Origin of the sequence: Pseudomonas sp. GW531-T4, assembly GCF_017349615.1 — a bacterium.
GTDB classification, from domain to species: Bacteria; Pseudomonadota; Gammaproteobacteria; order Pseudomonadales; family Pseudomonadaceae; genus Aquipseudomonas; species Aquipseudomonas chlororaphis_I.
The window spans coordinates 75,147-87,625 of the sequence record NZ_JACMZT010000014.1; the positions used below are offsets into that span (position 1 = coordinate 75,147).

Sequence of the window (12,479 nt, forward strand, 5' to 3'; positions counted from 1 at the left end):
AGTCGCTAATTGATATCGCTACATCGGTAAGTTGAACCCTGATACCGGAAACAGGGCGACAGAGGGTGTCTGTCGGATACAGATAAGGCCCAGAGCCTGATGCGTGTAGTCGTCTTGATTAACTGCTACGCAATAGCGTCACAACGAAGAGAAGCAGCGTAAACCTGGATCAAGCTGCCGAAGTTTTCAGTTTCGGCCACAAGCATCTTGAGGAGTTTTCGCCAGCTTCCCGCCCTTTGTACTGGACGTTCATGCCAGGTCAGTTTCATCAATCTGCCTTGTGGGCAGTACACATCCGGGTTAACAGCTCGGCGGTCAGACGAGCTTGCTCATAACACCTTTGCCAAGTCTCCCGATCGGGGAGACGCCTGCATCATGCAAGGGCAAATTCGCCTCGTCAACGGTTTTGTAGTGAAAATTTTCAAGCACTACATATTGTCCGACAAAACCTTTCGGCCCATGCCCGGAACGGGCTATCGCGACCGAAGGCAGGTAGAATCAAGGCCTTGAAACAGGTTCTTGAGGTTGCAGTGGTGGATTTACAGCAGGGCTTCGTCCTGACCCGGCACTGGCGTGACACGCCGGCAGGCACGGAAGTCGAGTTCTGGTTGGCGACCGATGCCGGGCCGCGCCAGATCCGCTTGCCGGTGCAGACCTCCGTGGCCTTCATTCCCGCCGAACAGCAGGAACAGGCCCGGCGCCTGCTGGCCGACGATCGCGATGTCGAATTGCGCCCCCTGGGCCTGTGCGACTTCCAGCACCGCCCGGTGCTGGGCCTGTACTGCCCGCAGCACAATCAATTGATCCGCCTTGAAAAGACCTTGCGCCGCGCCGGCGTCGAGGTGTTCGAGGCCGATGTGCGGCCGCCCGAGCGCTACCTGATGGAGCGCTTCATCACCGCGCCGGTGTGGTTCGGCGGTACTCCGGGCGAGGGCGGGATGCTGCTGGAGGCGCAGATGAAGCCGGCGCCGGACTACCGACCGTCGTTGAAGCTGGTGTCGCTGGATATCGAGACCAGCGAGACCAGCGAGCTGTATTCCATCGCCCTGGAAGGCTGTGGCCAGCGCCAGGTGTACATGCTCGGCCGTGCTCGCGAGGACGACAGCGCGGTGGACTTCGACCTGGAGTTCTGCGCCAGTCGCGAGCAGTTGCTCGAGCGGCTCAACCAGTGGCTGGCGCGGCACGACCCGGACGCGATCATCGGCTGGAACCTGGTGCAGTTCGATCTGCGGGTGCTGCACGAACACGCGCGCCGCCTGGCGGTGCCCTTGCGCCTGGGGCGTGGTGGCGAGGAGATGCAGTGGCGCGAACACGGCAGCCGTACCCATTATTTCGCCGCGGCCGCCGGGCGCCTGATCATCGATGGCATCGAAGCCCTGCGCTCGGCGACCTGGAGCTTCCCGTCCTTCAGCCTGGAAAACGTCGCCCAGACCCTGCTCGGCGAAGGCAAGTCGATCGACAACCCTTACCAGCGCATGGACGAAATCAACCGTATGTTCGCCGAGGACAAGCCCGCCCTGGCGCGCTACAACCTCAAGGACTGCGAGCTGGTGACGCGGATTTTCGCCAAGACCGAGCTGCTCACCTTTCTTCTCGAGCGGGCCACGGTCACCGGCCTGCCGGCCGACCGCAGCGGCGGTTCGGTGGCGGCCTTCACCCACCTGTACATGCCACTGATGCACCGCCAGGGCTTCGTCGCGCCGAACCTCGGCGAGAAGCCGCCGGAGGCCAGCCCCGGCGGTTTTGTCATGGACTCGCGGCCGGGTCTGTACGAGTCGGTGCTGGTGCTGGACTACAAGAGCCTGTACCCGTCGATCATCCGCAGCTTCCTGATCGACCCGGTGGGGCTGGTGGAAGGCTTGCGCCACCCGGCGGACGACGAGTCGGTGCCGGGCTTTCGCGGCGCGCGGTTTTCCCGCAGCCGGCATTGCCTGCCGTCGATCGTCGCCCGGGTCGCCGAGAGCCGCGAGGTGGCCAAGCGCGAACACAACGCGCCGCTGTCCCAGGCGCTGAAGATCATCATGAACGCCTTCTATGGCGTGCTCGGTTCCAGTGGCTGCCGATTCTTCGATCCGCGCCTGGCCTCGTCGATCACCATGCGCGGCCACGAAATCATGCGCCGCACCCGCCAGCTCATCGAAGCGCAGGGCCACAAGGTGATCTACGGCGACACCGACTCGACCTTCGTCTGGCTCGGCAGCGCCCACGCCGAGGCGGATGCCGCGCGCATCGGCCGCGCGCTGGTGCAGCACGTCAACCAGTGGTGGCGCGATCACCTGCGCGATGAATACGGCCTGGAAAGCGCCCTGGAACTGCAGTTCGAAACCCACTTCAGCCGCTTCCTGATGCCGACCATTCGTGGCGCGGAGGAGGGCAGCAAGAAGCGCTACGCCGGCCTGGTGACTCGCGCCGACGGCACCCAGGAGATGGTCTACAAGGGCCTGGAAGCGGTGCGCACCGACTGGTCGCCGCTGGCCCAGCAGTTCCAGCAGGAGCTGTACCAGCGGATCTTCCATCGCCAGCCGTACCAGGATTATGTGCGCGACTACGTGCGGCGCACCCTGGCCGGCGAGCTGGACGAGCAACTGGTGTACCGCAAGCGCCTGCGCCGCCAGCTGGACGACTACGAACGCAACGTGCCACCCCATGTACGCGCCGCGCGCCTGGCCGACGAATACAACCAGCAGCACGGCCGGCCCCAGCGCTATCAGAACGGCGGCTGGATCAGCTACGTGATCACCCTGGCCGGTCCCGAACCCCTGGAAAACCGCACCGCGGCCATCGATTACGATCACTACGTGACCCGCCAATTGCAGCCGGTGGCGGATGCCATCCTGCCGTTCGTGCAGGATGATTTCAGCACCCTGGTGGGTGGGCAGATGGGGTTGTTCTAGGAGGCATCTCGTCGTAGCCGCTGCCGAGGCTGCGAACGACTTGGGCGGCATTCCGACGTAGCAGGCGCAAAACCTGAGAACGCGTTGAGTCTGGATAACCGCGATGTCCCCCATTACGGCTGCTTCGCGGCCGATCGCAGCCTCGCGGGCTCGGCAGCGGCTACAGGGAAGGGCTCAGTCGTCGACCGAGGTGCAAATGCCGCTGGCGCCTTGCTTGCCGCTGTAGGTCACGACCACCGAGTCGTCATCTTCCACGCTGATGTCCACCGTGATGCCCGAGCCCTTGGCCTCGAAAAAACGCTCGTTGACGGTCTTGGTCTGGGCCTCTTTGCCGTTGATGAACACCGGTCCCCCTTCCTCCGCGCTGACTGGAATATTGCCCGGACAGTCGACGTTGAACAGCGGGATACCTTCGGCGTGGGCGGCGCTGGCGACCAGCGACAGGGCGCAGCTAAGGAGGATTTTTTTCATCGTGGACTCCTTCAGGAAACAGGCAGAAGCCCGGGTGCGGCAGGGGGCTCCGTTAGCGCTGAAGCTTAGCGTATGGCGTGCCTGGGTAAGGGATTGGCGGCGATTTTAATGATATGAAAGGTTGTCTGGGCATATTGTCGGACAATAAAAATCGTGGACGAGGCGCCGATCTCTGTGTCAGTTTTTCCCCGCCTTGAATAGGGCGAGTGATAGGACGATCTCGCTAACAGGTCGCCGTGGTCTATCGGAAATTTTCAGCGTTGAACAAGGATGTAAATGATGTCAAAAGCCAAAGAAAATGCCGGTTTTTCGGCAGCTCCAGGCAGCGATGCCTACCAACTGATCACTGCCTTCAGCCATGCCTATGACCGTGGCGGCTCGGAGCTGGTGAATGGCAAGCCGTCGTACACCGCGGACCAGGCCGCCGACCAGATCCTGCGCAAGAACCTGTCCTGGCACGACCAGAACGGCGACGGCAAGATCGAGCTGAGCTATAGCTTCCTCACCCGCGAACCGGCCAACTACAACCCCAAGCTGGGCACCTTCAGCGAGTTCAGCGCGTTGCAGAAAGCCCAGGCGTTCCTGGCCCTGCAATCCTGGTCGGACGTGGCCAATGTGAGCTTCAACGAAGCCGCGAGCGGCGGTGACGGGCACCTGAGTTTCGGCAACTACAACGTCAGCACCGGTGGCGCGGCCTTCGCCTACCTGCCTTCGGGCAGCAGCTATGACGGCCAGTCCTGGTACCTGATCAACGATCAGTACCGGGTCAACGAAACCCCGGGCAACGGCAACTACGGTCGCCAGACCCTGACCCACGAAATCGGCCACAGCCTGGGCCTGTCCCATCCGGGCGCCTACAACGCCGGCAACGGCAACCCGACCTACAACGATGCCACCTACGCCCAGGACACGCGCGGCTACAGCCTGATGAGCTACTGGAGCGAGAGCAACACCGGGCAGAACTTCAGTAAGGACGGCGGTGGCGCCTATGCCTCGGCGCCGCTGATGGACGACATTGTCGCGGTGCAGAAACTCTACGGCGCCAACCACGAGACCCGCGCCGACGATACCGTGTACGGCTTCAACTCCAACACCGGGCGCGATTTCTACAGCGCCAGTTCGGCGGCCTCCAAGCTGGTGTTCTCGGTGTGGGACGGCGGCGGCAACGACACCCTGGACTTCTCCGGCTTCACCCAGAACCAGAAGATCAACCTCAACGAGGGCTCGTTCTCCGACGTCGGCGGCCTGGTGGGCAACGTGTCCGTGGCCCATGGCGTGACCCTGGAAAACGCCATTGGCGGCTCGGGCAACGACCTGCTGATCGGCAACGCCGCGGCCAACATCCTCGAAGGCGGTGCCGGCAACGACATCCTCTACGGCGGCGGTGGTCGCGACACGCTGTGGGGCGGGGCAGGGGCGGACACCTTCGTGTTCGGCGCGGCATCCGATTCGACCTTCGATGAGCCCGACTGGATCATGGATTTCACCAGCGGCCAGGACAAGATCGACCTCAGCGGCCTGGCGCAGTTCGCCTCGGGGCAGGCGACCCTGAACTTCGTCAGCGGCTTCACCGGCCACGCCGGCGACGCGATCCTGACCTACTACGCCGAGACCGACCAGACCAGCCTGCTGGTCGACCTCACTGGCCTTGGCGCGGTGGACTTCGCCGTGGGCACCATCGGCCAGGCGGCGACCACCGATATCGTGGCCTGATCGATAGCAACGAAAACGGCGCGCCATGGCGCGCCGTTTTTTTTGGCCGCTACCCTTGGCTGACGATGATGGCCCCAAGGCCTGCAACCATCCTTGGGGCGCTATCGCCAGCGAGGGTTTTCCGGGGCTTTTCAGTTCTTGTCGATATCGATGTTGCGGGTTTCCCGCAGGCAGGTCAGGCCGACGAGCAGGCTGACCCCGGTGATCACCACCGGGTACCACAGGCCGTAGAAGATATCGCCGGTGTACACCACCAGGGCGAAGGACACGGTGGGCAGGAAGCCGCCGAACCAGCCGTTGCCGATGTGGTAGGGCAGGGACATGGAGGTGTAGCGGATGCGGGTCGGGAACAGCTCGACCATCAGCGCCGCCAGCGGGCCGTAGCACATGGCGGCGATCAGGATCAGGGCGACGATCAGCACCACGACCATGGTTTTGTTGACGTTCTGGATGTCGGCCGATTGCGGGTAGCCGGCCAGGGTCACGGCACCGCGCAGGGCGGCTTCGTCGAAGCCGTCGATCTGCACCTCGCCGACGTTGACCTGCACCGGGCTGCCGGCCGGCGCGGCGACGCTGGTGTAGGGCAGGCCCTGCTTGACCAGGAAGGTCTTGACCTTGTCGCACGGGCTGTCGAAACGCGCCTTGCCCACCGGGTCGAACTGGAAGGTGCAGGTGGCGGGGTCGGCCAGCACGCTGATCGGCGCCTGGCGGCTGGCCTGGTCGATGGCCGGGTTCGCGTAGTGGGCCAGGGACTTGAAGATCGGGAAGTACAGCGCGGTGGCCAGCAACAGGCCGACCATCAGCACCGGTTTGCGGCCGACCTTGTCCGACAGCCAGCCGAAGAAGATGAAGAACGGCGCGCCGATCACCACGCTGATGATCAGCAGCATGTTGGCCAGGGCCGGGTCCATCTTGAGGAACTGGGTGAGGAAGAACAGCACGTAGAACTGCGCGGCGTAGAAGGTCACCGCTTGCCCGGCGTTGATGCTGAACAGGGCGATCAGCACCACCTTGAGGTTTTCCCATTTACCGAAGGACTCGCGGATCGGCGCCTTGCTGGCCTTGCCTTCTTCTTTCATCTTCAGGAAGGCCGGCGACTCGTGCAGGCTCAGGCGAATCCAGGTGGAAATGCCCAGCAGCACGATCGACAGCAGGAACGGCAGGCGCCAGCCCCAGACTTCGAACTGGTCGCCGGTGAAGTAGCGGCAGCCCAGCACCACCAGCAGCGATAGCAGCAGGCCGAGGGTCGCGGTGGACTGGATCCAGCTGGTGTGGAAACCGCGCTTGCCCTGGGGCGCGTGCTCGGCGACGTAGGTTGCGGCGCCACCGTATTCACCGCCCAGGGCCAGGCCCTGGAGCATGCGCAGGGCGACCAGGATGATCGGCGCGGCGATGCCGATGCTCGAGTAGGTCGGCAGCAGGCCCACGGCGAAGGTCGCCAGGCCCATGAGAATGATGGTGGCGAGGAAGGTGTACTTGCGCCCGATCATGTCCCCCAGGCGACCGAACACCAGGGCGCCGAACGGCCGCACCACGAACCCGGCGGCGAACGCCATCAGGGCGAAGATAAAGGCGGTGGTGTCGTTGACCCCGGCGAAGAACTGCTTGCTGATGACCGCCGCGAGGGCGCCGTAGAGGAAAAAGTCATACCACTCGAAGACCGTCCCCAGGGACGAGGCGAAGATGACTTTCTGGCTTTCCTGGCTGGTGGGCGCGGCGGCGGCCGCGTCCAGCGATTGAGCATGTTCCGACATATCGATATCCCTCACAGTGATTGTTTTTGTTGTTCCACTGTCGGCGCCGGCGTGGCGTCGCTATCTTCTGTGCCTGCCTCTGTAGGAGCGAAGCTTGCTCGCGATAGGCCCTTGAACCTTGCATCGCTCTTGCGGCCATCATCGCGAGCAAGCTCGCTCCTACAAGGGTTCAACGATCAGGCGGGGGTAACGGTTTGTTTTTCGGCGGCAGGGCTCCTGGTCGAGGTAGTGAGAATCAGCTCGGCGGCCTTCTCGGCGATCATCAGCGTCGGCGAACAGGTATTGCCGGAGGTGATGTACGGCATGATCGAGGCATCGGCGATGCGCAGGCCGGGGATGCCGTGCACCCGCAGCTCGGCATCGACCACCGCATCCGTGCCCTGGCCCATGCGGCAGGTGCCCACCGGATGGAAGATGGTGGTGCCGATGCGTGCAGCGGCTTCGTGCAGTTGTTCTTCGCTGCGCAACTCGGCCCCCGGCAAGTACTCCGTGGGCTTGAAGGCTTGCAGGGCCGGCGCGGCGACGATGCGCCGGGTCAGGCGGATGGCGTCGGCGGCGACCCGCAGGTCTTCCGGGTGGCTCAGGTAGTTGGGCTGGATCAGTGGCGCCGCCTGCGGGTCGGCGGAACGGATTTCCACCCGGCCACGGCTTTGCGGACGCAGGTCGCAGACCGACGCGGTAAAGGCCGGGAAGGCGTGCAGCGGTTCGCCGAAACGCTCCAGCGACAGCGGCTGGACGTGGTATTCGAGGTTGGCCGAAGTCTGTTCCGGCCCGGAGCGGGCAAAGGCCCCCAGCTGGCTCGGCGCCATGGACAGCGGGCCGCTGCGGTCGTACAGGTAGCGCAGGCCCATGCCCAGCTTGCCCCACAGGCTGCCGGCGATCTGGTTCAGGGTGCGGGCATTTTCCAGCTTGTAGATCAGCCGCAGTTGCAGGTGGTCCTGCAGGTTGCCGCCAACCCCCGACAGCTCGTGGGCGACGCCTATGCCTAAGCGTTGCAGCAGTGCGGCGGGGCCGACTCCCGAACGTTGCAGGATGCTCGGCGAGCCAATGGCGCCGGCGCTGAGGATGATTTCGCGGCGGGCCTTGAAGGTCTGCGGCTGGCCCTGGTGACGGGCGCTGACCGCGGCCGCGCGGCCGTTTTCCAGGAGCACGCGATCGACCTCGACCCCGGTCAGCACGGTGAGGTTGGGCCGCTGGCGGATCGGCTTGAGGAAGGCCTTGGCGGCGTTCCAGCGCACCCCGGCTTTCTGGTTGACCTGGAAGTAGCCGCAGCCTTCGTTGTCGCCGCCGTTGAAGTCGTCGACGCTGGCGATGCCGCTCTGTTCGGCGGCGCTGCGGAAGGCATCGAGGATCGGCCATGACAGACGCTGGCGCTCGACCCGCCATTCGCCGGCGGCGCCATGGAACTGCGAGTCGCCGGCAAAGTGGTTTTCGCTTTTGCGAAACAGCGGCAGAACGTCCTGCCAGTTCCAGCCGGGGTTGCCGTCGGCGGCCCAGCGCTGATAGTCGCCGGCCTGGCCGCGCATGTAGATCATGCCGTTGATCGACGAGCAGCCGCCCAGCACCTTGCCGCGCGGGTAGCTCAGGCTGCGGCCTTGCAGGCCGGGTTCGGCTTCGGTCTTGAAGCACCAGTCGGTGCGCGGGTTGCCGATGCAGAACAGGTAGCCGACGGGAATGTGAATCCAGGGGTAGTTGTCGCGGCCACCGGCTTCCAGCAGCAGGACGCGGTGGGCCGGGTTGGCGGACAGCCGATTGGCCAGCAGGCAACCGGCGGGGCCGGCGCCGACCACTATGTAGTCGTATGGATCGAAGGCAGGCAGCATCCATGACCTCGCTTTATCGTTCTTGTTGGGCTCATCCTAGTTGTTAGCTTTCGTTAAAAGAATGTTAGTTTTTGCTCAGCCGCTGTGCGTTTTTAAACAGTGGCTTCCCCCGGCATCTGCAAGGAAGAGTCATGTTCGACTGGAACGACCTGCGGTTTTTTCTCGAGCTGCAACGCAGCGGTCGCTTGCTGACCGCGGCCCAGCGGCTGAAGACCACCCACGCCACGGTGGCCCGGCATATCGAGGCGATCGAGAAAAGCCTGGGCACCGCGCTGTTTGTCCAGCATGCCCAGGGCTACGAACTGACACCGGCCGGGGAGGCTTTGCTCAAGCACGCCGAGGCCATGGAGAACGTGGCCTTGCTGGCCCAGGAGGAAATCACCCAGTCCACCGCGCCCCTGGGCAAGATCCGGGTGGGCGTCACCGAGGGCCTGGGTATCATGTTTCTCGCCAGCCGTCTGCGCGGCCTGTTCGAGCGTTATCCGGGGCTGGAGGTGGAGCTGGTGGCAGTGCCGCGTTTTGTCAGCATCCTCAACCGCGAGGCGGAGATCAGCATCCACCTGGAGCGGCCCAACGCCGACATGCTGGTGACTCGCAAGCTCACCGACTACCGCCTGGCCCTGTACGCCAGCCAGGCGTACCTGGACCGCGCGCCGCCGCTGCGCAGCCGCGAGGACCTGGGGCGACATGCCTGGATCGATTATGTCGACGACCTGCTGTTCAGCCAGGAACTGAAGTTCCTCAACAGTTTCTGCCGCAACCCCCAGGTGGTGTTCCACAGCACCAGTGTGATCGCCCAGCAACAGGCCGCGCGCTCCGGCCTGGGCATTGCCGTGCTGCCGTGCTACATGGCCGCCGGCGATCCGCAGCTGGTGCCCTTGCTGCCCGGCGAGAGTATCCAGCGCGCCTACTGGATCAGCACCCGGCGCGACCTGCACAAATCCGTGCGCCTGCGGGTGGTGTGGGATTACCTGGTCGAGCTGTGCGCGGCCGAGCAGGGCTTGCTGCTCGCCGAGTCGACGCCGGAAACCGGCTAGGGCAATTGTTTTTTGTAGGAGCGAGCTTGCTCGCGATGGGCGTCAACGATGACGCGTATCACCTGGATGAGCGCGTTGCTTTTGCGTTCATCGCGAGCAAGCTCGCTCCTACAGGGGGGGGCGGATCAGGTCTTTTTCGCTGCACCCTTGAGCTGCACCAACTGCCGCGCTTGTTCGGAGCAGTCCTTGGCCTGGCTGACCATGGCCTCGAACGGCGCGCTGACGATGTCCTCATGGCTCAGCCAGCGTTTTTTCTGGCTCAGGCGGTAGTGATAGCGGTACTCGCCCTTGACCCGTTCGCTGCGCAGGTCCATGTCGAACCAGGGCGAGCGCACGTTGCAGGCCTTGACGTCTTTGTCCAGTTGGGCGCCGGAGAGGGTAATGGTGTAGCGCAGGGTATTGGCGTCACCGATGTACAGGTCCGCCAGCTGGCCGTTGCGGCGATAGTTGACCAGGAAGTCCCAGTCGCCCTCCAGGGCCGGGCTCTTGTAGAAGTAGCTGCCGGAGATGTTTTCCAGTGGCTTGAGGTCGGTCAGGGAGGCCTTGACCCGATAGGTCCTGGGGGCGACGAAAGCGGTCGGCTCGCGATCGATCTGGCAGTCGCGCAGTTCCCGGGTGAAACGCTCGCACAGGCTCTGGTCGTTGCTGGCGATGCCGTTCTGGTTGTCGGACACCATCAGTCGCATCAGCTCCATATGGCTGAATTCGATACGGGCGTTGACCCGGGCCTGGCCAGCGCGATCGAAGTGTTCCTGCTTGTCCAGCACGATGCTGGTGTCTGGCGCTTCCAGCGGAATGTAGTCCTGGCGCACCTGGCCGTTGGCGTCGCTGACAAAGGCCCAGCGCTCCTGGATGTCCGGCATGCTGCGGCCCGGGTCGAACACCGGGTTGGTCGGGTCCAGCCACCACACTTTGCCGTCGACCTCGGCCCGCACGATGGCATGGTTCGGCGCGTGGGTGCCGGGGATCAACAGTGGCGCGACGACGTTCTCGCGGCTGACCCAGGCCGTCTCGGCCTTGATCCCGCTGGCCTTGAGCATGGCCGCCAGGAGCACCGCCAGGTCCTTGCAGTCGCCATAGCCGCGCTGTTCGATCTGCTCCAGCTCGAACGGCACGTAACCGCGTTCGGTGGCGCGCCAGTCGCCCAGGTAGCGGTAGTTGTCGTTGATGTGCTGCATCAGCCCGGCGACTTTCCCGGCGGGCGGCAGCTCGCGCAAGGCGGACACGGCCTTGGCGCTGGCCGGCGGCAGCGGCGTGGCGAGGATTTGCTGGTAGCGCTGGGCCAGTGGGCCGAAATAGTCCTGCACCTCGGTGCTGCTGCCCAGCTCGACCCGCGGCACCTGCCGGATAAAGCCGATCGAGGGTTCATTGATGTAGTTGAGGAAGACCGGGGCCTTCTGCTCGATGGTGAGTTTTTTCCGGTCGCTGGAGGCCGTAAAACGGTAATCGTCCATCTGCTCGCTGCGCCAGATGATCGGGCGCGTGGCGCGGTAGGTGATCTTGAAGCTGTCCTGGCGCACCGGCTTGGGGCCGAACTGCAGCACCGAGTGGAACTGCCCCAGCAGCGGTTTGGCCGCGTAGTGCTGCTGCACGGTGTAGCTGAGCCGGGTGCCGACCCGCAGGTTGGGGAAGGCCAGGGACGTCTGCTTTTCGCGCAGGAAACCCTGTTCCGGATTCGGTGCGGTGCGGGTATCGATCTGCGTCGGCGCCAGCGCCACAGGCTTGCCGCCCGGCTGGGTGAACTCGGCCTTGCGCAGTTCGAAACCATCGGTTTCGGCATAGCTGAAGTCGATGCGCGAGAGCATTTCCCGGCCCGCCGGGGTGAGGATGGTGTAGTGCTGGGTGGTGGTGCAGTCGCTGCTGTGGTCGGCGTTGAACTGGCATTCCATCACGGCGTCGGCGGCCAGGGCAGCTTCCGATTGCGGTTGATAGGCAGCCAGGGCTTGCCAGGAGAGCAGTCCGAGACCGGCGCAGATCAGGGGACGGTAAAGCGGAAAACGGTACATGAGCGCCTCGGGTGAATCATTGAAATCAGCCACCTCGCACACGGCGAATCGCGCGTGACAGGCGGGTGGCTAGCGGGGGAGGCGCCAAATGATAATTTATCGCAATACGGATTTACAGCATTGTCTGACAATTCGTTTCGGCTGTAAGGCCCGAGATAGAGCGGTTTCTTCGATTCGGTCGAGATCGTTGGACGGCGGGAGAGGGCGTTCGCAGCGCTGGAATTTTTCCTCGAAACAGGGTTTTCGTCCCCGCAGATATGGCTCAAAGCCATATCTGCAAGCTGAACGCTTCCAGGTGGTTTTCCGTTGTTTTTGCAAGAAGCCGCTCGGCTGATTTTGCGAAACAATTTGTTACGAGATCGCCGCCCGCGGGCTCAGCCGTCGAGCAGGTCGGTGCCATAGGAGTTGTCGATCACACAGCGCCAGGCGCCCGACGGTTCATGGCGAAAGACATAGGTGGCGCGCCGTTCCAGGGTGCTGGCGATGCCGTCGCGGTCCAGGGTGTCGAGCAGGGTGTGCATGATCACCAGCGCGGTGCCGGCGCCTTCGATGACCTGCATTGCGCCTTGCCGGACCACCATGCTGTGGTTGAAGTGTTCGGCGATGGCCACGAAGGCCCGGCGGATCTGTTCCTTGCCCCGGGCTTCCAGGCCCGGCTTGACCACCAGCGTGGCGTCCTCGGCGTAGAAGTCCATCAGGCCGTCGAAGTCTTCGGCGGTGATCGCGCGGTCGGCGGCTTCGATCAGGGTTTTCAGCGGATGGGGCTGCATGGTCGCTCCTT

The 12,479-nt window shown here is 64.0% G+C and carries 8 protein-coding genes; 3 read left to right on the plus strand and 5 right to left on the minus strand.

The window, feature by feature from the left end; genetic code table 11:
• The first annotated feature begins 533 nt into the window (after positions 1-533).
• On the plus strand, positions 534-2,894 hold the full coding sequence (locus J4D28_RS13755) for a DNA polymerase II (protein WP_177477874.1): 2,361 nt from the start codon (positions 534-536) through the stop codon (positions 2,892-2,894).
• A 174-nt stretch (positions 2,895-3,068) separates the two neighbouring features.
• Here J4D28_RS13755 and J4D28_RS13760 read toward each other — a convergent pair whose 3' ends face one another.
• On the minus strand, positions 3,069-3,365 hold the full coding sequence (locus J4D28_RS13760; protein WP_016702822.1) for a hypothetical protein: 297 nt from the start codon (positions 3,363-3,365) through the stop codon (positions 3,069-3,071).
• 279 nt (positions 3,366-3,644) lie between these two features.
• On the opposite strand from J4D28_RS13760, the gene J4D28_RS13765 reads away from it, so the two are divergent.
• A complete protein-coding gene (locus J4D28_RS13765; RefSeq protein ID WP_016702821.1) occupies positions 3,645-5,078 on the plus strand; it encodes a serralysin family metalloprotease in 1,434 nt (477 codons plus the stop codon).
• A 131-nt stretch (positions 5,079-5,209) separates the two neighbouring features.
• Here J4D28_RS13765 and J4D28_RS13770 read toward each other — a convergent pair whose 3' ends face one another.
• A complete protein-coding gene (locus J4D28_RS13770) occupies positions 5,210-6,832 on the minus strand; it encodes an MFS transporter (protein WP_038631602.1) in 1,623 nt (540 codons plus the stop codon).
• Between the two features lie 176 nt (positions 6,833-7,008).
• Positions 7,009-8,655, minus strand: coding sequence for a GMC family oxidoreductase (locus J4D28_RS13775; RefSeq protein WP_103331065.1), 1,647 nt, complete (start codon positions 8,653-8,655; stop codon positions 7,009-7,011).
• A 131-nt stretch (positions 8,656-8,786) separates the two neighbouring features.
• On the opposite strand from J4D28_RS13775, the gene J4D28_RS13780 reads away from it, so the two are divergent.
• Positions 8,787-9,692 carry a LysR family transcriptional regulator gene (locus J4D28_RS13780; RefSeq protein ID WP_009048377.1) on the plus strand — a complete coding sequence of 302 codons (906 nt, stop codon included), beginning with the start codon at positions 8,787-8,789 and terminating at the stop codon, positions 9,690-9,692.
• 125 nt (positions 9,693-9,817) lie between these two features.
• Here J4D28_RS13780 and J4D28_RS13785 read toward each other — a convergent pair whose 3' ends face one another.
• A complete protein-coding gene (locus J4D28_RS13785; RefSeq protein ID WP_103331064.1) occupies positions 9,818-11,698 on the minus strand; it encodes a DUF3857 domain-containing transglutaminase family protein in 1,881 nt (626 codons plus the stop codon).
• Between the two features lie 374 nt (positions 11,699-12,072).
• Positions 12,073-12,468, minus strand: coding sequence for an SgcJ/EcaC family oxidoreductase (locus tag J4D28_RS13790; RefSeq protein WP_038631608.1), 396 nt, complete (start codon positions 12,466-12,468; stop codon positions 12,073-12,075).
• Positions 12,469-12,479 lie beyond the last annotated feature (11 nt).

Excerpts from the sequence above, each read along its gene's own strand:
- J4D28_RS13775 (WP_103331065.1), bottom strand. The coding sequence starts at position 8,655 with ATGCTGCCTGCCTTCGATCCATACGACTACATAGTGGTCGGCGCCGGC.
- J4D28_RS13760 (WP_016702822.1), bottom strand. The coding sequence starts at position 3,365 with ATGAAAAAAATCCTCCTTAGCTGCGCCCTGTCGCTGGTCGCCAGCGCC.
- J4D28_RS13765 (WP_016702821.1), top strand. The coding sequence starts at position 3,645 with ATGTCAAAAGCCAAAGAAAATGCCGGTTTTTCGGCAGCTCCAGGCAGC.
- J4D28_RS13780 (WP_009048377.1), top strand. The coding sequence starts at position 8,787 with ATGTTCGACTGGAACGACCTGCGGTTTTTTCTCGAGCTGCAACGCAGC.
- J4D28_RS13790 (WP_038631608.1), bottom strand. The coding sequence starts at position 12,468 with ATGCAGCCCCATCCGCTGAAAACCCTGATCGAAGCCGCCGACCGCGCG.
- J4D28_RS13770 (WP_038631602.1), bottom strand. The coding sequence starts at position 6,832 with ATGTCGGAACATGCTCAATCGCTGGACGCGGCCGCCGCCGCGCCCACC.
- J4D28_RS13785 (WP_103331064.1), bottom strand. The coding sequence starts at position 11,698 with ATGTACCGTTTTCCGCTTTACCGTCCCCTGATCTGCGCCGGTCTCGGA.